The organism is Dokdonia sp. Asnod3-C12 (genome assembly GCF_045063975.1).
In the GTDB taxonomy this organism is placed as follows: domain Bacteria; phylum Bacteroidota; class Bacteroidia; order Flavobacteriales; family Flavobacteriaceae; genus Dokdonia.
The window spans coordinates 1,207,398-1,229,875 of record NZ_JBEFNY010000003.1 but is presented as its reverse complement, the minus strand read 5'-3'; the positions used below and the strand labels follow the sequence as shown (position 1 = coordinate 1,229,875).

The 22,478-nt window shown below is 36.8% G+C and carries 19 protein-coding genes; 8 read left to right on the top strand and 11 right to left on the bottom strand.

Annotated elements, in window-relative coordinates; all coding sequences use genetic code 11:
* Window positions 1–5: 5 nt before the first annotated feature.
* The 3 genes from ACJJVW_RS05665 to ACJJVW_RS05655 all read right to left on the bottom strand — a co-directional run bounded on the left by ACJJVW_RS05665 (window position 6) and on the right by ACJJVW_RS05655 (window position 8,146).
* Window positions 6–3,221, bottom strand: a complete 3,216-nt coding sequence (locus tag ACJJVW_RS05665; RefSeq protein WP_405251011.1) for a VCBS repeat-containing protein — start codon at window positions 3,219–3,221, stop codon at window positions 6–8.
* Between the two features lie 151 nt (window positions 3,222–3,372).
* Entirely contained in the window at window positions 3,373–4,989 is a 1,617-nt protein-coding gene (locus tag ACJJVW_RS05660; RefSeq protein WP_405251010.1) for a RagB/SusD family nutrient uptake outer membrane protein, read from the bottom strand.
* Window positions 4,990–5,005: 16 nt separating this feature from the next.
* Window positions 5,006–8,146, bottom strand: coding sequence for a SusC/RagA family TonB-linked outer membrane protein (locus tag ACJJVW_RS05655; RefSeq protein ID WP_298329654.1), 3,141 nt, complete (start codon window positions 8,144–8,146; stop codon window positions 5,006–5,008).
* Between the two features lie 325 nt (window positions 8,147–8,471).
* Here ACJJVW_RS05655 and ACJJVW_RS05650 point away from each other — a divergent pair, with 325 nt between their 5' ends.
* Genes ACJJVW_RS05650 through ACJJVW_RS05640 form a run of 3 tightly spaced genes read left to right on the top strand, consistent with a single transcriptional unit; the run spans window position 8,472 to window position 11,689 of the window.
* Window positions 8,472–9,914: an alpha-amylase family glycosyl hydrolase gene (locus ACJJVW_RS05650; RefSeq protein ID WP_298329650.1), complete on the top strand. Its 1,443-nt coding sequence runs from the start codon at window positions 8,472–8,474 to the stop codon at window positions 9,912–9,914.
* A complete protein-coding gene (locus ACJJVW_RS05645; protein WP_298329648.1) occupies window positions 9,907–11,148 on the top strand; it encodes an NAD(P)/FAD-dependent oxidoreductase in 1,242 nt (413 codons plus the stop codon). Before ACJJVW_RS05650 ends, ACJJVW_RS05645 begins: the two co-directional genes overlap by 8 nt.
* Window positions 11,149–11,158: 10 nt before the next feature.
* A complete protein-coding gene (locus tag ACJJVW_RS05640) occupies window positions 11,159–11,689 on the top strand; it encodes a DUF1697 domain-containing protein (RefSeq protein WP_298329644.1) in 531 nt (176 codons plus the stop codon).
* On the opposite strand, the gene ACJJVW_RS05635 is transcribed toward ACJJVW_RS05640, so the two are convergent.
* A complete protein-coding gene (locus tag ACJJVW_RS05635) occupies window positions 11,682–12,158 on the bottom strand; it encodes a TspO/MBR family protein (protein WP_013750940.1) in 477 nt (158 codons plus the stop codon). The genes ACJJVW_RS05640 and ACJJVW_RS05635 overlap by 8 nt on opposite strands.
* Window positions 12,159–12,253: 95 nt before the next feature.
* On the opposite strand from ACJJVW_RS05635, the gene ACJJVW_RS05630 reads away from it, so the two are divergent.
* The 3 genes from ACJJVW_RS05630 to ACJJVW_RS05620 are packed head-to-tail and all read left to right on the top strand — an operon-like array spanning window position 12,254 to window position 15,242.
* Entirely contained in the window at window positions 12,254–13,336 is a 1,083-nt protein-coding gene (locus tag ACJJVW_RS05630; RefSeq protein WP_405251009.1) for a diphosphomevalonate/mevalonate 3,5-bisphosphate decarboxylase family protein, read from the top strand.
* A gap of 30 nt (window positions 13,337–13,366) precedes the next feature.
* On the top strand, window positions 13,367–14,305 hold the full coding sequence (locus ACJJVW_RS05625) for a mevalonate kinase (protein WP_379952819.1): 939 nt from the start codon (window positions 13,367–13,369) through the stop codon (window positions 14,303–14,305).
* A 31-nt stretch (window positions 14,306–14,336) separates the two neighbouring features.
* Entirely contained in the window at window positions 14,337–15,242 is a 906-nt protein-coding gene (locus ACJJVW_RS05620; RefSeq protein WP_405251008.1) for a geranylgeranylglycerol-phosphate geranylgeranyltransferase, read from the top strand.
* A gap of 89 nt (window positions 15,243–15,331) precedes the next feature.
* On the opposite strand, the gene ACJJVW_RS05615 is transcribed toward ACJJVW_RS05620, so the two are convergent.
* The 5 genes from ACJJVW_RS05615 to aspS form a co-directional block, all read right to left on the bottom strand.
* Window positions 15,332–15,523, bottom strand: a complete 192-nt coding sequence (locus ACJJVW_RS05615) for a cold-shock protein (RefSeq protein ID WP_013750944.1) — start codon at window positions 15,521–15,523, stop codon at window positions 15,332–15,334.
* Between the two features lie 91 nt (window positions 15,524–15,614).
* Window positions 15,615–15,881 carry a hypothetical protein gene (locus ACJJVW_RS05610; RefSeq protein WP_035335508.1) on the bottom strand — a complete coding sequence of 89 codons (267 nt, stop codon included), beginning with the start codon at window positions 15,879–15,881 and terminating at the stop codon, window positions 15,615–15,617.
* 142 nt (window positions 15,882–16,023) lie between these two features.
* Window positions 16,024–16,869, bottom strand: coding sequence for a tetratricopeptide repeat protein (locus ACJJVW_RS05605; protein WP_405251007.1), 846 nt, complete (start codon window positions 16,867–16,869; stop codon window positions 16,024–16,026).
* Window positions 16,841–17,392 (bottom strand): hypothetical protein, encoded by a 552-nt coding sequence (locus ACJJVW_RS05600; RefSeq protein ID WP_405251006.1) that lies wholly within the window; start codon window positions 17,390–17,392, stop codon window positions 16,841–16,843. The genes ACJJVW_RS05605 and ACJJVW_RS05600 overlap by 29 nt, the downstream gene beginning before the upstream one ends.
* Complete coding sequence (aspS, locus tag ACJJVW_RS05595; protein WP_298329616.1) at window positions 17,392–19,140, bottom strand: aspartate--tRNA ligase; 1,749 nt, start codon at window positions 19,138–19,140, stop codon at window positions 17,392–17,394. Before aspS ends, ACJJVW_RS05600 begins: the two co-directional genes overlap by 1 nt.
* Window positions 19,141–19,357: 217 nt before the next feature.
* Between aspS and ACJJVW_RS05590 the strand changes: the two genes are divergently transcribed.
* Window positions 19,358–20,131, top strand: a complete 774-nt coding sequence (locus tag ACJJVW_RS05590; RefSeq protein ID WP_405251005.1) for a DUF3050 domain-containing protein — start codon at window positions 19,358–19,360, stop codon at window positions 20,129–20,131.
* Window positions 20,132–20,216: 85 nt separating this feature from the next.
* Here the strand turns inward: ACJJVW_RS05590 and ACJJVW_RS05585 are convergent, their stop codons facing one another.
* Both ACJJVW_RS05585 and ACJJVW_RS05580 read right to left on the bottom strand, forming a co-directional pair.
* The gene (locus ACJJVW_RS05585; RefSeq protein WP_035335512.1) at window positions 20,217–20,963 is read right to left on the bottom strand and encodes a uroporphyrinogen-III synthase; all 747 of its coding nucleotides are present in this window, start codon (window positions 20,961–20,963) and stop codon (window positions 20,217–20,219) included.
* A gap of 23 nt (window positions 20,964–20,986) precedes the next feature.
* Window positions 20,987–21,646 carry a DUF4271 domain-containing protein gene (locus tag ACJJVW_RS05580; protein ID WP_405251004.1) on the bottom strand — a complete coding sequence of 220 codons (660 nt, stop codon included), beginning with the start codon at window positions 21,644–21,646 and terminating at the stop codon, window positions 20,987–20,989.
* 109 nt (window positions 21,647–21,755) lie between these two features.
* Between ACJJVW_RS05580 and ACJJVW_RS05575 the strand changes: the two genes are divergently transcribed.
* Complete coding sequence (locus ACJJVW_RS05575) at window positions 21,756–22,478, top strand: polyprenol monophosphomannose synthase (protein ID WP_405222266.1); 723 nt, start codon at window positions 21,756–21,758, stop codon at window positions 22,476–22,478.

The following is a 22,478-nucleotide window of genomic DNA, read 5'->3' as shown; positions in this document are numbered from 1 at the left end:
AAAGTTTAGTCGTCTTTTCTTATGAATAATGGGGTGTCATTATTCCTTCCTATAAGGTAATAGGTGCTTCCAGAAATAGTAATTTTTTGTATGCTTCTAGAGGCTCCTAAAATATTAAATTTTGGTTGTTTTTCTATGCGGAAGAAGCCCTTTTTATCGTTGATAAGCAGAACGCCTTGTGATCCATCTAGTCTTCCTATTTGAGTACTTATTTCATAATCATTACCTACTAACAGTACATCTTTATAACCATCGTCATTTACATCATCTACTAGGATGTCATGTACAGAGGAGATTTGAGAAAGTAGTGGCAGCTCATGTGCTGTAAATGTATTGTCTCCATCGTTCTCAAAATACATGGAAGCAAGTTGTGTGACAGACTTTACTTGAGCTTGTCTTAATTTATCTTGAGGTAGTATTTCTTTAAATCTCGCTTTCGCGAAAGCGTTATAAGACAAGTATTTCTTATTGAGTTGAGGTAGCTGTTTTACGAGTTCATCTTTTGTTGCAATGGTAGTTTCTTCTCCTTGATAATAATAGGTTACAATAGGGTCTTGAGTTCCGTTGCTGTCAAAATCTTGAATATATAATTGTAACGGTTGATTTGTCGAAGCAGTAAGTCTTGAATTAAGTCCCCAATTTCCTGCAATGATATCTAAATCTCCGTCATTGTCAAAGTCTGCTACTTTTAACGAATTGAACCATCCTGTAGACGCTTCTAATCCGTTATTGTCTTGTTTTGAAAGCTTAGCTCCATCATTGAGAAAAATTGCAGGAGACATCCAGTGCCCTATAATTATGGCATCTTTATACCCATTGTTATCTATATCTATCCATTCAATATCTCGGACGTTTCCTAAATGCTGAAACGTTGTGCTGTACTGAGTTGTAGCATCCTTAAAAACACCTTTCCCATTGTTCTCAAGAATATATTGCAGTGGAGTAGTGCCAAATTGTTGAGGAACCACGTCACTAGTTATAGAGATATCGAGATCTCCATCATTATCGATATCTATGGCTTTTACTGTAGATGCGTTTACTGCTATATCTGAGAATGCAGTCGCATCATAGGTTAATGATGTTCCATTATTAATATATAATCTTGGTTGAAGAGGCTTGCCAGATTTTATTTCATTCCCACCGCTTACTATAATTAAGTCGTTTAAGGAATCTCCATTTATATCTGCAATGACAGCATCAATGTCCTCATGTATTTGATGTTTATTACTCTCCGGTAGATGTACTTCGTTAAATGTACCTGAGGATGTCTGTACATAAGTGGTAGATTCTCCTATTTTAGAACCAAGAGCAACCATGTCATCAAGTCCATCATTATTTAAATCTCCTGCAACAATTGCTTTACTCAGGTTAGTAGATGCATAAGGTACAAGAGGATTCCTGCTGAATTCTAGCGTGGCGTTATCTATATGTTTGAAAGGTATAATGCTATCAGTTATTTGTGCTTTTAATGTTTCCTTTTGGCTAGATGGGAGTACAGAAGAAGCATTATGTGTTAGGGTAATAAGTCGATTTGTGTTTATGTTTTTCAAGGTTTGCGTCTTGCCGTCCGGCCATACAACAGTGAGAGAATCGATGCTTTTGTGTTCTCCCAAACCAATTGATAACTCGGGCGCTACAGAAGATAAGTATCCTCTAGTAGTGTAGTTTTCAAAATATTGATAGTCTGTTGAGCTATACACATGAACTTGTGCTCCAATGCCCAAGGTATTTTGTTGAGACCCTTTAAAACGAATCTTCAGATAATGCACACTATCTTTTAATTGTTGGGTTCTGTTTTCTAGCAGATACGCTTGTTCATTTACGTTATTTACGATGAGATCTAGATCACCATCGTTATCTAAATCTGCATAACTACTTCCGTTACTAAAGGAGGTAGTACTCTTTATCCACGATTTTGAGGTGTTCTTAAACGTGCCATCACCATTATTTGAGAAGAAATAGTTTTCTGTTTTCTTTTGTGGTATTTCTTCTAATAGCGGAAGCTCTTTATCAGTCATGCGGCTTCCTATTCTTTTTTGAATGTTTTCGTTAGAGATAAAATTCACAAAATCCATATCGTTTGTTGCACCTATGATACCATTTGTAATGTATATGTCTTTATCACCATCGTTATCAAAATCTGCAAGTAGGGGAGACCAGCTCCACTCCGTACTTGATATACCACTCAAAAAAGCAGTTTCAGAAAATTGCTCTTTCCCTTGATTGATATGCAAAGTGTTTTGCATGAATTGAGGTCGATATCCTTGACGTAACTGATTTTGGAATATAGGGAAGTTAAATTCCGTTCCAGAAGATTTTAAGGTTTCTAAATTCTCTGGCAGCATGTCTACAGATAGAATATCAGTAAAACCATCATTATTGACATCTGCAATATCATTACCCATAGAAAAATGGCTAGTGTGACCTAACTTTCCTTCTGTGGTATTGACCTCTTTAAAAGTTCCGTCAGTTTGATTAATGTAGAGATAGTCATCTTCAAAGAAATCATTACCTATATAAATGTCAGGATAACCATCGTTGGTTATGTCGCTTATGGCAAGTCCTAGTCCGTAACCTATTCTAGATGAAAATATATTCGCTTTCGCGGAAACGTCTATAAAAACACCGTCTCGATTTTCTAATAGTTTGTCTCCATTGATGCTATCCACCTTTGTACGCTGACTTCCTCGACCAAAATATGCATTAGGATATAACGAATGCCCCATGATATAGGCATCAAGATCTCCATCATTATCGTAATCAAAAAATGAAGATTGAGTAAATAATCCAGATAGATCTAATTGATATTTTTTTGATTCTTCTTTAAAAGTAAGTTGGCCATTGATGAGACCTTGATTTACGTAGAGAAGATTATGCCCTTTAAGCTTTAAATGCCTGGCTACTTTGGATACGTAGATGTCTAGTAGTCCGTCATTATTGATGTCTACAGTAGTTACACCCGTAGTCCAGCCAGTATCATTAGAGATGCCAGCTTGTGCTGTAATATCTTTAAAAGTAAGATTGGATTGATTGTGATATAGTTTGTCTGACCCTTGATTTGAAGTGAAATAAATGTCTATTAATCCATCATTATCAAAATCTCCAGTTGCTACACCTGCTCCGTTATTGTAGTAGAGATAATTTAAAATATTTAAATCTGAGTCAGGAGATAATTCATTCTTGAATGTTATACCTGAATCTGATTTAAGTGTAAAGCGCACATCTGTTTTTTTGTCCTTACATGAAAGTATGAAGAAGATTAAAGCTATAAATGTAAAAACCTGTTTCAAGATGATGTACGTCTAAGTTGTATATATAAAAAGAGGGCTAGATAACATCTAACCCTCTTTTAAGCTAATTAAATCACCAAGTTTAGTAGCCTGGATTTTGTGTAAGATTAGGGTTTAATGTTACCTGACTTGCTGGAATAGGGAAGAGGTTTCTAGTCTCATCGCCTACAGCTCCCGGAGCTTTAAGTTCCCAGTCTGCAGTAAATTGTCCAAATCTAATTAAGTCATTACGTCTCCATAATTCTGCATATAATTCACGTCCTCTCTCGTCTATAAGTTCTTGAGCTCCTACAGAGCCAAGTGGAGTAGCTCCTCTTAGTACACGAAGTTCATTCACTAATGGTGTAGCATCTCCTCCAGAACGGAAAAGTGCTTCTGCTTTCATTAGGTGTGCATCTGCATATCTAAAGAAAATCTCGTGAGAGTTAAAAGACCCATAACGAGCAGCATACTTTTGTAAACGTATACCTGTAGTCTCATCATTGTTTATAAGACTTACGTTACCATCTCCATCTTTAAAATCTCTTTTGAAAGTTAATGGAGCACCAGCTCTGTCTTGTAGTGGTGTTCCATCTGCAGCATATTGTTGACCTATTAAGAATCCAACACCAATATGTGATGCATCTGCAATACCATCTCCATTATTGTCTGTACATCCATCACATGCTCCAATTGGCTGACCACCTGTAGGAACTACACCTCTACGTTCTTCTTGACCACTTCCTTCTACGTTAATTTCTGAGTCTCCTTCAAAAAGATCATAATAAGAAGATAATGTTGCAAAGCCGTTCCATCCACCACCGGTGTTGTCACGCTCACTAGTTTGTGCGTAGTGAAGTCCATTCCAAATTCGATTACCTACCTGAGCTCCCAAGAACCAGATAGTCTCATTATCTCCTGACTCACGAAAAATATCAAAATATCCTTCTACGAGATCGTATCCTTCTCCGTTAATTTGGTCTACAAGTGATACTACTTGATTCATGTCTGCACTTGCAGCTTCAGTATCTAAGTAAATGTGTTTGTTAAGAAGCACCTTTGCTAGTAAGTACCTTGCTGCGGCTTTATTTGGTCTACTATTGTTAGTCATAGGAGCTCCAGCAGGAAGCTGATCAATAGCCTGATTTAAGTCAGATACAATTTGATCAACCGCTTCTGCACCTCTAAGTACGATAGGATCTTCAAATAATGAAAGTTCTGGATCACGTACAGGTACCTGTCCCCAGTTGTCAAGAACAACCCACATACCCAATGCTCTTAAAAAGTAAGCGTTAGCGCGATCCTCTGCAGTAGCATTTACTGATAGCTCAGAAAGAATCTGTGCAGCTTGAAAGTGTGTTGTGTTCCACTGTAAAAAGGCAGATTGAATAAACTGGTGAGTAGTTAACCAGTTGTGCTGGTGTAACTGTCTCCAGATACCATTATCTCCCCAGTCAGATCCTCTTGTCGGTATAAGAGCTGCATCGGTTGTCACTTCTTGAAGTGCAAAGATGTTTGCCTGATCACCTATTTGACCATTAATGTTGTTAAACATGTTATCTATAAAAGATGCAGGCTCAAGTACTCCGTTAAAGCTTTCTCCAGTAATAACCGAATCTGTGCTTTCGATTTCTAGATCAGTACACGATGTCGCCAGCGCTCCGATCATAAATGCTCCCGCTATGAAGCGGGTTGCATTTAGTTTAATGTTTCGTTTCATAATTTTTCTTTTTTTATTAAAATCTAGCATTTACACCAAGTGTAAAAGTACGAGCTCTTGGGTATGGTGCATAATCGATTCCTGCGCTTGGAATATTAGATGCATTTAGCTCACCTGTGTCAGAGCTAATTTCTGGATCAAGACCGCTGTAGCTTGTAATTAAGAATAAGTTTTGACCTGTAAAAGACAAACGTAAAGAATCAAACATTCCATCTCCGCTTAATGGCCAGTTGTAGCCTAGTGAAGCAGATTGTAATCTTACAAAATCTCCTTTTTCAAGAAAACGAGTAGATACTGCGACAGATGAGTTAGGGTTTTCTGGGCTATTTGCAGCAGCTTGTGTTACGTTCTTTCCAATGATTAATGCAGATTTAGTAAAGAATGCATTGTCTGTAGCATTATATACTGAGAATCCAAATTGTCCATTAAAGTAAGTGCTAAGATCAAAGTTCTTGTAACGAGCACTAAGAGATAAACCTGAAGTAACCTTAGGTACAGCGTTTTCTCCTACAAAAAACTTATCTGCGTCTGGATCACCTACACCATCACCATCAAAATCTAAGTAAGTAGGGTCTCCATTCTCATCAAATCCGGTAAATTCTGCCATGTAGAATGAGAATAGTGGCTGTCCAGCTTCTAGTTGTTGAGCAAAAGCTCCAGTAAGACCATTACCACGTATAGCTCCAGTTTGGATAATACGCTTAGTATCTTGCACTTCATTTTTATTATAAGCTATGTTGAATGATGCGTCAAACCCAAAGTCTTCAGTATCTACGAAGTTGTAGTTTAATGATAATTCAACACCTTGGTTAACAACAGTTCCATCGCTTAAGTTACCAAATGCTGTCGCAACATTTGAAGGAGCAGCTGTTTCGGCAAGTAATAAAAGGTCATTAGTTTCTTTACGATATAAGTTGAAAGAACCATTAAGACGATCATCATTAAAACCAAAGTCAAGACCTACGTTAAAATCTGTAGTCTCTTCCCATTTTAATCCAGGATTTACATCACCTACAGGAGAAGTTCCAGGTATATTACCTCCACCACCAATAACGTTAAGATCATTGTCGATGCCTGTAAAGTTAGCTTGAGTTCTAGTAGTAAATTGACCATAACCTAATCCTTCTTGTGAACCTACGATTCCTGCTCCAAGGCGAAGCTTAAGTGTAGAAATGTTGTCTCCTACAAAGTCTTCTTGATCAAGCTTCCAAGCAAATGCTCCAGAAGGGAAGTATCCATAACGCTCTTCATCTCCAAAAGTTGAAGATCCGTCTGCTCTAAAAGTTGCAGTAACTAAGAACTTCTCATTGAAGGTTAAGTTGGCTCTTGTAAAGAAAGATTGTAACTCATCTGCATTATCATAACGACCTGCAATATATGCTGGTAGTAAGCGATTAAATCCTTCAGGAATTGTAAGTCCTGTTTGAACCTCAGGAAGAAGTGTTGTAACAAAACTTCCATCATTACCGTATCCAAAAACTTGAGCATTACCTGGTACAACACCATTTAAAATATTGTACTGGTTGATAAGCTGCCCTCTCATAGCACTAAGGTCAGTAGTGTTAAATCCTGCACCATTAGAGAAAATTCCATCTCTTTGAAACTCTTGGTAAGAGAAACCTCCAAGTAAGTCTAGATTAACATTGCCAAAATCTTTTTTGTAGTTAAGCGTTGCTTCAAGAAGCCTATTTTCATTATTATTAATGTTGTAATCTCCACGACCTATACCAGTAATTCCTTGAGTATTTAAAATAGAAGAAGCTACAACACCTGTCGTGTTAGATTCTGTTTTGTCATAACCCACCGTTACTTTAGCACTAAACTCTTCAGTGAAATTATAATCTAGAGATAAGTTAGCAAGAAAACGATCACTTTCAGAAAGTCCTTGGAAACTATTTAAATAGTTTACAGGGCTGAAAATACCAGGAGTTTGTTCGAAAAATTCATCATTAAGAGGGTAAGTAGGGTTTGCAGAGATAGAAGCACCTATTATGTCTCCTCTGGATCCTGCCCCACCATTTAAAGGTGCAGTCTCTCTGTTAATACGAGAGATACTACCTGTTCCAGTTACAGTTAATTTATTATCAAAAAACTTTTGAGAAAAATTAAGTCTTCCAGATATTCTTTCTAGTGAAGAATTTTCAACAACACCATTGTTATTTCCATATCCAAAAGAAGCACGCACATTACCTCCAGTATAACTCTTAGAGTAACTTAAGTCTGTCTGTCTTGAGAAAGAGTTACGTAAGTAAACATCTTGCCAGTCAGTATCTGCATTACCTATCAATTGGTCACTAGCCCCTTGGATATCTCCAATTGCTTCAAGAAATTCTGCTCTGTTTAGTAGATCATATCTTTCTGCTGCCTTAGATGAACTTACAGATGAGTTAATCTCCCAAACACCTTTAGAAGCTCCACGGCCTCCCTTAGTTTGTACAATAATAACTCCGTTTGCCCCACGTGAACCGTAAATTGCAGTTGCAGATGCATCTTTTAATATAGAGATACTCTCAATATCATTTGGGTTGATAAAGCTTAGTGGATTTCCTCCGCTAGCTTGTGCGATCCCTCCAGTATTTACACCAGGTGCTCCACCTCCAGCAAGAGGTACACCATCTACTACAAATAAAGGATTGTTTCCAGAACGTATAGAGTTATTACCACGTATACGTATTGATACTCCAGCACCAGGCTCTCCAGAAGATTCTGAAATTTGAACCCCAGCAGTTTTACCTTGTATAAGTTGTTCTGGTGTTTGTATTACACCTTGGTTAAAGTCTTCCGAACCTACATTGTCTACGGCTCCCGTAGCATCCTTAATAGTTGTTGATCCATAACCGATAAGTACCACTTCATCAAGTGCATTATCTGAAGCAAGAGCAATGTTAATTGTGCTTCTTCCACCTACAGCTACTTCTTGAGTAGCATAACCTACGTAACTAAAAACGAGTGTCGCATCGTTTGGTACGTTATTAAGACTGTAGTTTCCATCAAAATCGGTAGTTGCACCGTTTGAAGTACCCTTTACAATAACATTTGCTCCCGGTAATGGGCCGTTTTCCTCAGTAACTGTTCCAGTCACCGTCTGGGCTTGGGCAATTCCTACAAAGAGAATTGCAACAAACAAGAGCATACTTTTAAGTATTACTTTCTTCATAAGAATCTTGTTTAAAATTAGTTTGCTTAGTTTATTTGAGTGTTTGTACACTTTATAAGGGTTAAAAATATGCAAATTTTATGTTAAGATAGTGTGTGTACCCCCATAAAGTTACGAAAACGATTTCGTGTGAACAAGGGTTGATTTGTAAGAATACCATAATATTTGATTGCTTTGATTGTCATATTATGATTTAAATAGCTCAACTTTTTTTATATAATTACTCAAAATTGTGTTTAAGTCATATGTCACCCCAGCTGCATAGCATTTGGTTAACTTTGATTAGGTTGTATTATTAGCCTAATTTCACACAAAATGGAAACTTATGAAAAAGCATTTTTTAAGCTTAGCTGTAATTGTTACGACACTATGTTCTTGTGAATTCAATACTTCAAATGAAACTCCCGCTTTCGCGAAAGCGTTATCAAACACCTCTTTCCAGTTTGATGAAACTATGGAAGAGTCAGGCGTAATTTATGAGGTGAATATAAGGCAGTATTCTCCCGAAGGAACTTTTACATCTTTTACAAAAGATATACCTGTATTAAAGGAACTTGGGATCAAGGTACTCTGGGTGATGCCTATTTTTCCTATTTCTGAAACTAATAGAAAGGGAAGCTTGGGGAGCTATTATGCAGTTTCAGATTTTAGAGAAGTGAATCCGGAGTTTGGGACTTTGCAAGATGTGGATAATATGATTAAGGTTGCTCATGAACATGGAATAGCGGTTGTGCTTGACTGGGTGCCTAATCATACGGGATGGAATCACACGTGGATTACAAAGCACCCAGAATGGTATACACAAAATGATAAAGGAGAAATTGTTGACCCTATAGATACAGCAACCGGGAAATCGTGGGGATGGACAGATGTGGCAGATCTTAATTATGATAATCAAGCGATGCGCGATGAGATGATTGCAGATTTATCTTACTGGGTACAAGAACATGATGTTGATGGTTTTAGAATGGATGTTGCTCATAAAGTGCCAGTACCATTTTTCAAGAGAGCAATAGATTCTCTTGAGCAAATAAAGTCACCGCTCTTTATGCTGGCAGAAGCAGAGCAAGAGGATCTTATGGCAAATGGTTTTGATATGCACTACGCCTGGCAGATGCATCATTTACTTAATGAAATAGCCAAAGAAGAAAAAAGTGTAGAGGACTTCTGGACGCTACTCGCGCAGTATGATCAAACGCTAGCTCAAAATGATATGAATATGTACTTTGTTACAAATCATGACGAAAATAGCTGGGCAGGAACGCTAGGTGAGCGCATGCCAGACAATAAAGAGATCTTTACCACACTTACCTATATGTTGCCTGGCATGTCTCTCATATATAGTGGGCAAGAATATGACCTTGATAAAAGATTACAGTTTTTTGAAAAGGACAGTATTCCAAAGGAGAAAGGAAGTTACTTTGAATTGCTTAAAAAATTAGGAGAGTTAAAGAATAATCGTAAATCTCTACACGGCGGAAAAACTAAAGCGTCTCTTATTAAAATAGAAGCTAGCAATCCTGAGATACTTACCTTTGGCAGAGAGAAAGAAGGCGATCAGCTTTTGTTTATAGGTAACTTTTCAAGTTCATTAATAACTACAAAAATACCGCTGTCTGGAGCTTATGTCAATGCACTCACTGGTGAAGATGTAGCTATAAGCGAGACACAAGAAATTCCATTAAAGGCTTGGGAGTTTTATATTCTGAGCCCTAAAACTCATCTTAATTTTGACACTCGTGTCATACCAAATACTGTAAATGAATAAATTTGACGTCCTTATTGTAGGTGGTGGTGCCGCTGGTTTTTTTACTGCAATTAACATAGCAGAAAAAAAGCCAACACTCAAAATTGCTATTCTAGAGAGAGGAAAAGAAGTGCTTACTAAAGTGAGAATTTCTGGTGGTGGGAGATGTAACGTCACGCATGCAGAGTTTATACCTAAAGAACTTTCGAAAAAATACCCTAGAGGACAGAAAGAATTATTAGGGCCTTTCCACACTTTTATGACTGGTGATACTATTGCTTGGTTTGAAGAGCGAGGTGTCGAACTCAAAATTGAGGAAGATGGGAGAATGTTCCCCATCACAGATTCTTCATCTACAATTGTAGATTGTTTTTTAAAAGAGGCTCATAAGCATAATATTGAAGTACTTACTAATCATTCTGTGCAAGATGTTGGTTTTAATTCCGCTTTCGCGAAAGCGAGAATTTCAAATGAAGATTCGTTTTATGTAAAGACTAATAAAGGGGATTTTATATGCAATCACCTTGTGATGACTACTGGAAGTAATCCTAAGATGTGGTCATTATTGCAAAAGCTAGGTCACTCTATCACAGATGCAGTGCCATCACTTTTTACATTTAATATTAAAGATGAAAAGATAGAGGGTCTCATGGGACTGGCAACTAATGTCACTGTAAAGGTGCTAGGAACCAAACAGAAATCTGAAGGGCCTTTACTTATTACCCACTGGGGAATGAGCGGTCCAGCCATTTTAAAACTCTCTGCATGGGGAGCAAGAGAACTTGCCAATTTGAAATATCAATTTGAGATTCAAGTAAACTGGCTACAGTTTCTTACACAAGAAGATGCTTTAGATGAGCTTTTAGAGCTCAAGTTGCAACACGCAAAACAGTCTCCATTTACCTACGCACAACTAGAGCTGCCTAAGCGTTTGTGGCATAATTTATTAATCGCCTCAGGGATTCAGCAAGCTACTAAGTGGGCAGAACTCACGAAGGCGCAATTACAGTCTTTAAGCCGAGCGCTCACGCAATCCCGTTTTCGCGTAAGCGGGAAAAGTACTTTTAAAGAAGAGTTTGTAACTGCGGGAGGTGTCAACTTAAAAGAGGTGAATTTTAAAACCTTTGAAAGCAAAAAAGTCCCAAATCTTTATCTAGCAGGTGAGGTGCTCAATATAGATGCAATTACAGGTGGTTTTAATTTTCAAAATGCATGGACGGGAGGCTACCTTGCTGCTCAGGCTATAGATTCTTGATAGAAGATTTATGAATACGTATATATGTTTACTGCGCGGAATTAATGTAGGAGGTCATAGAAAAATCAAAATGGCAGACCTCAAAACTCTTTTTACTTCGCTAGGATATACAGAGGTAGTGACCTATATACAAAGTGGGAATATTATATTTAAATCTCACGAGAAAGATATAGACGAGATAGCAGATGTTTTAAAGAAAACTATTGTGGATACATACGGTTTTGAGTTGCCAGTGTTTGTTTTAACTCGTAAAATGCTCACTCAGGTTTATAAGAACTATGCGCTCTCACCAGAATATATAGAGTCAAGTTATTTTACATTGTTGCATACCATACCTAGCACAGAACATAAAGCGCTTGTAAATAATTTAGAGTTACCTAACGAACATTTTGTAGCTACTCAAAACTGTGTTTACCTTTATCCGGAGAAAGGGTACGGGAAAGCAAAGGCGACAAATACTTTTTTTGAAAAAAAATTAAACGTGGTTGCTACAACCCGCAATTATAAAACCATCATAAAACTGTTAGAACTTTCTAGTTAAGACGCCAGATTTCAAAATTAAGAGCCGTGGCAAAAGCAAGCCATAATATATAAGGAATAAGTAATGCTGCGCTCCATCTGTCTACAACTTTAAACCATTTTATCGTTAATATGACTAAGATAAAAAGGCCGCAAATGGTGAGTAGTGCAAAGAAGGGTTGTTCTAGTCCAAAGAATATGATGCTCCACAATCCATTAAGTATAAGCTGAAAACCAAAATGGTATAAAGCTACTTTTACCCACTTGTGGTAAAAACCTCTATTCCATACAATACCGGCGGCTATACCCATCATGATATAAAGTATAATCCATACGGGTGCAAAAATCCAGTTAGGCGGACTCCAACTAGGTTTCATAAGACCTACATACCACGTATCTATACTGCTTTGGGTTGCTAGAGCGCCTATAGTGCCTACAAGAAGGCAAATGATTATACTCAGAACAATGCGAATTAATAAATCTTTGTCCATAAAATAAATTGGTTAAGACTTAAAGGTAGTGAATAATCTTAGACGTCTCTAAGCGTTGATATTGCTATCTTTGTATAAATTTCTACTCAAACTCAATGACCGAAAGCGATTTTATACCCTCTGGTAATTACCAAGTTTTACCTGCAGGATCTGTAAGTTATCAATCTCCTAGTAATATAGCCCTTGTTAAATATTGGGGTAAATATGGCGAGCAGTTACCTCAAAATCCAAGCATAAGCTTCACCTTATCTAACTGCCATACAACGACAACGCTATCCTATAAAAAGAATAGTAATACATCTGGCGAGATTCCTTTTGAGATCTTTTTAGATGGAGAAGCAGCGCCGGATTTCAAGCCGAAAATCGCCAAGTTTTTTGAGCGTATAGTTATTTATATGCCTTTTGTAAAGGAGTATGAATATAAAATTGAGACATCTAACTCTTTTCCGCATAGTTCTGGTATTGCGAGTTCTGCATCTGGTATGAGTGCACTTGCACTCTGTCTTATGGAAATGGAGCGAGGTATGGAGGTAGCCATGACAGATACTTTCTTTAATGAGAAGGCAAGTTTTCTTGCTAGACTAGGTTCTGGAAGTGCGTGTAGAAGTATAGAAGGTCCTCTTGTGGTTTGGGGTAAGCATGCAGAGATAGAAGGGAGTACAAACTTTTATGGAACATCTTACGAAGGAGAAATTCATGAGAAATTCCACAATTATCAAGATACCATCTTACTTGTAGATAAAGGTGAGAAGCAAGTGAGTAGTACTGTAGGGCATGATTTAATGCATGGTCACGCTTTCGCGAAAGCGAGATTTACCCAAGCACATGAAAACTTATCAAGCTTGATGCAAGTTTTTAAGCAAGGTGATGTAGGTCAGTTCATAAAAATCGTGGAAAGTGAGGCGCTCACACTACACGCTATGATGATGACGAGCCATCCTTACTTTATCTTGATGAAGCCTAAAACACTCGAGATTATTAATGAAATCTGGGCTTACCGTAATGAAACAGGTTCAAAAATTTGCTTTACACTTGATGCTGGAGCAAATGTTCATGTGTTATATCCAGAAAATGAAAAGGAGTCTGTTCAGAAATTTATAGCTAGCGAACTTTCAAAATTTTGCCAAAACAGCCACTATATTGATGATTGTGTGGGTAATGGAGCAAAAAAACTGTAAATTTGTGTAACTCATTAGGAGATCCCCATTATGAAAGGTCCACTTTTTTATTCAAAAATTTTATTGTTCGGCGAGTATGGAATCATAAAAGATTCTAAAGGTCTTGCTATTCCTTATAACTTCTATAACGGAGCCCTTAAAATAGAAGAGAATCCTAATGATGATGCAATTGCATCAAACGGGCATCTTGCACGTTTTGTTATCTACTTAAAAAACTTACAAACTGAGCAGCCAGAGCTTGTTTCATTTGATATTGATCAAATGCAAGAAGATGTAGATGCAGGTATGTATTTTGATTCTAGTATACCTCAAGGCTATGGGGTAGGAAGTAGTGGTGCACTAGTAGCGGCTATTTATGATAAATATGCAGTAGATAAAATCACGGTGTTAGAAAATCTTACACGCGAGAAGTTGCTTAATTTGAAGCAAATTTTTGGCGGTATGGAGTCCTTCTTTCACGGTAAATCTTCTGGATTAGATCCTCTTAATAGCTATTTAAGCTTACCTATTCTTATCAATAGTAAAGATCATATTGAGGCTGCTGGGATTCCTTCTCAAGCGCAAACGGGTACAGGTGCTGTATTCTTATTAGATAGTGGTATTGTGGGTGAGACTGCTCCTATGGTAAACATCTTTATGGAAAGTATGAAGCAAGATGGTTTTAGAGCAATGCTTAAAGACCAGTTTGTAAAACATACAGATGCTTGTGTAGATGATTTTTTAAAGGGAGACGTAAAGTCACTTTTTGGTAATGTGAAGCAATTATCTAAAGTGGTGCTTAGCAACTTTAAGCCTATGATTCCTGCAAAATTTCATGATCTATGGAAGCAAGGAATAGATACTAATGACTACTACTTGAAGCTTTGTGGTTCTGGAGGTGGTGGTTACATGCTTGGCTTTACCGAAGACTTAGAAAAGGCACAACAGGCTCTTAAAGGACACAAGCTAGAAGTGGTTTATACCTTCTAATAATTCTTAGTATTTACTTAAAAGGCAACTGATGCTTTCGAGAAAAAACAAACGTTTTATCCTTAAGTTAATTAGCCTCTTTTCTGTGGTGCGTGGTTACAATATTCTTGTAATCGTCATTGCACAATATCTTACATCTATATTTATACTAGCACCAGATTTACGCTTACGCGAAATCATATTTGATCTCAATCTCTTATTCCTAGTGCTCGCTGGCGTTTTTACCATCGCAGCAGGTTACATCATCAATAGCTTTTACGATTCTGAAAAGGACTTGATTAATAGGCCTAAAAAGACCATGTTAGATAGGCTCGTGAGTCAAAACACAAAGCTGTCTATATATTTTGTGCTCAACTTTCTAGCTGCCATTGCCGCTAGTTATGTGTCCTTTAGAGCAGTGATATTTTATGCGCTTTATATTTTTGGAATATGGATTTACTCACATAAACTCAAAAAATATCCCTTTGTAGGTAATCTAGTAGCGGCAACACTCGCGATTACTCCATTTTTTGCCGTGTTTATTTACTACGGAAATCTTGCTCCGGTGATTTTTGTGCACGGATCTTTTTTGTTTCTAGTAATTGCTATGCGCGAGATGGTAAAAGATCTAGAAAATTTAAAAGGTGATCTCGTTCAGAACTATAGAACGATACCTGTTATATACGGAACTACTACCTCAAAGTGGTTGCTTACAATTTTAGGAGGCCTCACAATAATCCCTATCTTTTTCTTAATAAACCACTTTAAGTTAGGGTATATGAGCTACTACTTTTATGGGAGTGTGGCTTTGTTGTTATTGTTTCTAGCCATCTTATGGAGATCTGTAGCAAGACCTCACTATGTGCTACTTCATAATATTTTGAAGTTTATTATTGTAGCTGGGGTGTTCTGTATAGTACTTCTAGATGCGAGTGTGGTACTTAATAGAATATTCTAAACAATACTTTTATAAAGTTGTTGTAAACGAAAAAGCCCGCCATAGGCGAGCTTTTGTAATCGTAAAAAAGTATCTATCTATCTTGATAACTACAGTACACGTACTTGTGCAGCAGTTAATCCTTTTCTTCCTTCTTCTTCTACGTACTCAACTTTGTCTCCTTCGTTGATAGTTTCCCCGTTAAGACCTGTAACGTGTACAAAGATGTCTTTACCGGTGTCGTCGTTAGTTATAAAACCATAACCTTTTGACTCATTGAAAAATTTTACTGTTCCTTCCATTATAAAATATGTATTAATAAAGTGCAAACTTACACTTTTATTTGGTAAACAAAACTTTTGCTTATATTATATTAATGTAAACTCTTTAAATTCAGCGCTTTTTATCTTTGGAATTGTTAAATTCTTTCATTCTTTTAAAAGCGTCATCTGTGAGCATATAGTCTGCCACTTTGCGATCTTTCCAGCGGTGATAAATAAAAGTGGGCATTAAAATGAAAAAACCACCTGCAATAGAAAGGCCAATAAACTTATGACCCAAAGCTGCGTCTACATTGTCTTTGCAGTAAAAGCCATATGCAAGCATCGCTGCTAGAATAAAGAAAAGAACAATGATGAAAATACGTCGAGCTTTGTTCATTTATTCAAAGAATGTAATGGTTATAAAAAAAGCAATAATCGCTAGTACCAAGATGCTAACCATCGTGATTGCTATCGTTTTTAAAACAGTTTTAAATACTTTAGAGTTGCTTTGGTTTTCTTCTGTTTCCAAAATTGTAAGTTTATAGAGGTTTTGCTTCTAATGATTTGATTAGCTCTAAAATGTCAGATTCGTAGAGCTGTTCAATAACTTCTACATAGTCATGCTGATTGTAGCTCCCATTTCTAAATTGCTGGAGAGCTGTGGTTGCATATTTATAAGCATCTTTCTCGTTACCATTAGCTGCAAGTGTTTTTGCTTTGTAGTAATTGCCATCTGCCGAAATATTTCTATTATACATTAGAATTTTTTCAAAATTCTTGTCGGCATTTATGTAATCTTCTTTGTAATAGTATGCGATACCAAGGTATAGAAATGTAGTTGTTTCTATCCAATCTTCACCTGCATTATTAGTCTCGAGGGCAATATGATTTTCGAAATTTTTGATTGCATTATCATAATCTTTCTTTCCTAAGTAGGCAATGCCTCGCCAGTAATCAATGCTTTGTCCTTGAGGAGCGTCCTTGAACTTTGGAGTAAGAGAATCTGCTGTGTTGAAATCTGCAATAGCTCCATCATAATCTCTATGAAACAACAGATGTAAATATCCCCTCATTGGAATCCAAACTTCAGGATTTGCAGCTACTGCTTTGTCATATCTAATTTTCCAATCGGCCATTAAACCCCGTTTGAGATACGCAACTGATAATTCACGTAGTGCATCTGAGTTGTTGGGGTCTATTTCTATAGCTTTTTCCAATCTCGTCATGCTCTTTGGAGAGCCTTGAAACAGATGTCCACCTTCGTTAAGGGTCTTCATGGAAAGACTAGCCCTTTCTGAAGCGGTCATATTACTTGTATCCTCTTCGGCGCAGGCAAAAAGGAATACAAGTGATGTGCTAAGGAAGTATTTCAGTAATTTTTCCATTTTCAATTCGATACGTTACATACATATAGTAATCTACAGCTTCAGTGTCTATAATCCTTACGTTCCAATTATCAGGATTTTTAGTAAAATCTAATAAATCATTTACCAGACTTTCGCTTAAAGCTATTTCTTCATAATTGAGGTTCGTTTGGTATATATTAAACCATCCAGGCTCCCCATTACAATTCACAATAAACCTAAATGTTACATATCCAGAATCAGAATAAAGTGAACTATCAAAATTACTACTAACATTTTCGCGAAAGCTTTTTTTAGAATTTTTAAAAACTTTTAAATGCTGTGGTGAATGAATATCATAGATTGCATCCCCATTACATAGTTCGTAAGTATTATTATAAAGTGCTTTAGATTGATTTATATATCCTACTGCGTGAGGGTATTTAGCTTCATCTACATCGTACTTTCCATAGATATTGTAATTATAGATACGTATACCCACCTCCACAATAAGAAATAAACCTACTAAGGTTACTAGCGTTATTTTAATAACCTTCTTAATCATTACCCTCTCAACTTCAAATTCAATTCCTTCATTTGCTCATCATCAAGAAAAGCAGGTGCGTCTATCATTACATCACGACCACTATTATTTTTAGGGAAAGCAATAAAGTCACGTATAGTTTCTTGTCCTCCTAGAATAGCAACAAGTCTATCTAGTCCAAAAGCAAGACCTCCGTGTGGTGGCGCTCCATACTCAAAGGCATCCATAAGGAAGCCAAACTGTGCCTTAGCTTCTTCTTCAGAGAAGCCTAAGTGGCGTAGCATTATAGCTTGCGTTTCTTTATCGTGTATACGTATAGATCCTCCTCCTATTTCGTTACCGTTAAGTACTAGGTCATATGCGTTTGCTTTTACCTCTCCAGGTTTTGTGTCAAGTAGTTCTATCTGTCCAGGCTTAGGAGATGTAAATGGGTGGTGCATTGCGTGGTAATGCCCAGTCTCTTCATCTAGTTCAAGTAATGGGAAATCTATTACCCATAATGGAGCAAATACCTTAGGATCTCTTAGTCCTAAACGTGTTGCTAGCTCCATACGTAATGCACTCATTTGAGCGCGAACTTTTGAAGTTTCTCCAGAAAGGATGCAGATAAGATCTCCTTTTTGAGCTCCAGTTACTTCTGCCCATTTTGCTAGATCTTCTTGGTCATAAAATTTATCTACAGAAGACTTAAATGATCCATCATCATTGCAACGAGAGTACACCATTCCTAGTGCGCCTACTTGTGGGCGCTTTACCCAGTCTATGAGTTTGTCTATTTCTTTACGAGTATAGCTATTTCCTCCTGGGACAGCGATACCTACTACAAGCTCTGCATTATTAAAAACGCCAAAGTCTTTATGTTGTGCTACTTCATTAAGCTCTCCAAATTCCATCCCAAAACGGATGTCTGGTTTGTCATTACCATATAAACGCATTGCATCATCATACAGCATGCGAGGGAATTTTTCAATCTCAACACCATTTACTTCTTTAAGTAAGTGGCGTGTAAGTCCTTCAAAGATGTTCAAGATATCTTCCTGCTCTACAAAAGCCATCTCACAGTCTATTTGTGTAAACTCCGGCTGTCTATCTGCACGTAAATCTTCATCACGGAAACACTTTACAATCTGGAAGTATTTGTCCATTCCTCCCACCATGAGCAATTGCTTGAAGGTTTGTGGAGATTGTGGTAATGCATAAAATTGTCCTTCGTTCATGCGAGAAGGAACTACAAAGTCACGAGCTCCCTCAGGAGTAGACTTGATTAAGTATGGTGTTTCTACCTCAATAAAATCTTGATCAGAAAGATATTTACGTACTTCTAGTGCAACTTTATGTCTAAAGATCAAGCTGTCACGCACTGGCTTACGGCGTATATCTAGGTAACGGTATTTCATACGTACATCCTCACCACCATCAGTTTCATCTTCTATGGTAAAAGGAGGAGTAAGTGATGCGTTAAGCACTTCTAGTTTTGATACTAAAATCTCGATATCTCCTGTAGCAATATTTGGATTTTTTGAATCACGCTCTATAACGGTTCCAGTAACTTGAATTACAAATTCGCGTCCTAGTTTACGTGCTTGCTCCATGATAGATGCATCGGTACGCTCCTCATCAAAAACAAGTTGCGTCATTCCGTAACGATCACGTAGATCTACCCAAATAATAAATCCTTTATCTCTAGATTTTTGAACCCATCCTGCGAGGGTAACTTCTTTATTTACATCGGCAGCTCTTAGGCTTCCATTATTGTGCGTTCTGTACATTTCTTGCTCTGTTTGAGATGTGCAAAAATAAATATATCAAAGGGGATTTAAACAGTAACTGTCTATAAATGTTAAGGAAGTGTTTTTTATGGTTTAATTACGCTTTCGCGAAAGCGTAAAAATTCAATTTACCTTCTTAAAAACGTAAATTTGTCGTCTGTTTATGAGAACCGAAACGCGCTTATATGCGTATTATATATGATAAAATAGATTGAAAATGATTGCACAAGTTACACGAGAAATACAACCGCTTCAAGAACAGTTGCTTAGTCATTCTTTATATAAAGAGATAAAAACTCCAGATGATCTTTTGGTCTTTATGGAGCATCATGTGTATGCTGTTTGGGATTTTATGTCTTTACTGAAGGCTTTGCAAAATGGATTAACGTGTACACAAACTCCATGGAGACCAGTAGGAAGTGCCGAAACTAGATATTTAATCAATGAAATTGTTCTTGCCGAAGAGACAGATATAAATGCAAAAGGGGAGCGACAGAGTCATTATGAGATGTACGTCGATGCTATGCAAAAAGCTGGTGCGAGTACAGTTGCAATAGATAATCTTGTTGCTACAGATTTTGATGTAATCGCAATACATGAGGCTATCGAAAATCTGCCAGCTAGTGTACGTCAGTTTTTGAAATTTACATTTGATATTATAGATAAGGGTAACTTACATGAGATAGCTGCGGCATTTACCTTTGGTCGTGAAAACCTAATTCCAGCAATGTTTACCGCAATTATTGGAGAGATAGAAGAGAACTTCCCGGCAAAGGATTTATCTGATTTTAAGTATTATTTTGATCGCCACATTGAGCTAGATGAAGATGAGCATGGGCCTATGGCGCTAAAAATGATTGAACATTTATGTGGAGGTGATAACAATAAATGGGATGAAGTAATCGCTGTATCTAAGGAAGCATTAAAAGTGCGATTAAATCTTTGGGATGGTATATTGAGTGAGATAAAACGCGAGGAGGTTTACGCTTAGCTTATCTAGGTAATACATTTCATTAATAAGCATAAAAAAAACCTGCTCCATGAGCAGGTTTTTTTTTATATACAATAGAAGAATATTACTTCTTGTTTACATCTTTAATGTACTTCTCTAAAGCCATTGTCATAGAAGGAGTCTCTGGTGTAGGTGCTTGGATATTTACTTTAAGCCCTGCTTCTTCGGCAGCTTTTACCGTGGTGTTACCAAAAGCGGCAATACGTGTGTCGTTCTGTTTAAAGTTAGGGAAGTTTTCAAATAATGATTGAATACCACTTGGGCTAAAAAATACTAATATGTCGTAAAATACATTTTCATATTCAGAAAGGTCACTTACTACTGTTTTGTAAAAAGTAGATTGCATCCATTTTACACCTAAAGCATCGAGAAGTTCTGGAACGTTAGGTTTGAACTTATCTGATGATGGCAATAAGAATGTCTCATTCTTATGCTTTTTAATTAATGGAATAAGCTCTGGGAATGTGCGTTTACCTACATATATTTTACGCTTACGATACACCACGTATTTCTGTAAGTAATAAGCAACAGCTTCACTCTGACAAAAATATTTTAAGGTATCTGGAACTTTAAAACGCATTTCCTCTGCAATTCTAAAGAAGTGATCAACGGCATTACGACTTGTAAGTATGATTGCAGTGTAGTCTTTAAGATCTACTTTTTGTAATCTAACTTCCTTACCAGAGACACCCTCTACATGGATGAAAGGGATGAAGTCTATTTTAACGCGTTGTCTTTGTTCTAGCTCAAAATAAGGTGAGTTTTCAACCTTAGGCTTTGGTTGCGAAACGAGGATAGTTTTCACTTTCATAAACACTCATTTTTTTAATTGGGCTACTGTTTTGCGATGAATGAGTACAAAATAAAGTAGGGTCCAATTTCGAGAGTGCAAAAATACAAAATAAAATAAAAAGGAAACCTAAAAAAGTCACTCTTGTATTTACGGATGAGCCAAAATTGCGAAATAGTGTAAATAGTAATGACTATACCTAGGATGCTGTAAATGAAATAAAAAGGAATTTGCAGTTGGTACACGATAAAGGCGCTTCCTAAAAGCGCAAATAGGCCTAAAAGGTGCTTCACATTAAGTCGTTTGTAAAAAAAGGACTGCATTTTTTTGTCAAAATTTAAAACATATGCTATAAATCTTTCTAGTAAGAATTTTACAATCTCAAAGATAGAGTACCCCAAAAAGATATACTTAAAGATGTCAAAGTTCTCTGAATAAGGAAGGCCTGTTATGGAGCAGTAGGCTAGGTAAAACGAAAGGGAGATTCCTGTAAATTGTATCGCGAGTAACACAATCTGTAAAGGGTGTAATATAAAAATCCCCTTGGATCTTGTGCTAAAAAAGCGATCTGCACCTACTACATTTATAAAATCTGAGAATCTTGCTTGATAAAAAAACTTGATAGCGGCTAGTAATATCACACAACCTACAATGATTATTGTTATCCAGTTTTGATATGTAATAAGACGTAGACTGCTTTCCAAATCGAGGAGTTTTTTTAGAGCGTTAAAAATACTACAAATTATACCAAAAGGTGCTCCTGAGGTGTAATGACCTTATTAAAATAAGTACATTTGCCTCAAACAAGATTGCATGGCAAACGCTGTAGTTATCATACCCACCTACAACGAAATCGAAAATATAGAGAGGCTGTTGCGCAATATATTTGCGTTACAACGCGCTTTCCATATTTTAGTGGTTGATGATAACTCTCCAGATGGAACAGCAGCTAAGGTAAAAGAACTTCAAGAATTATATAAAGGGAAATTATTTCTCTTAAATAGACCCAAAAAAAATGGGTTAGGTACTGCATATATAGCGGGTTTTAAATGGGCACTTAATCAAGAATATGAATATATTTTTGAGATGGATGCAGATTTTTCACACAACCCAAATGATTTAATAAGGCTCTATAATGCTTGTGTTAAAGATGGTGCAGAACTTGCTATTGGGTCTCGATATGTAACGGGAGTTAATGTGGTAAACTGGCCTATGGGGAGAGTTTTACTTTCTTGGGGAGCCTCAAGATATGTGAGGTTTATTACAAGGATGGATATCTATGATACTACGGCGGGATTTATTTGTTATCATCATAAGGTGCTTAGAGCAATAGATCTAGAGAATATAAAATTTGTAGGATATGCGTTTCAGATAGAGATGAAGTATAAAGCATATCTTAAAAAGTTCAAAATAGTAGAGGTTCCTGTGGTGTTTACCGATAGAACTAAAGGGGAGAGTAAAATGAGTTCAGGTATTATTTCTGAGGCGATTTTTGGTGTTGTTAAAATGCGATTACAACATCTTTTTAAAAAATAA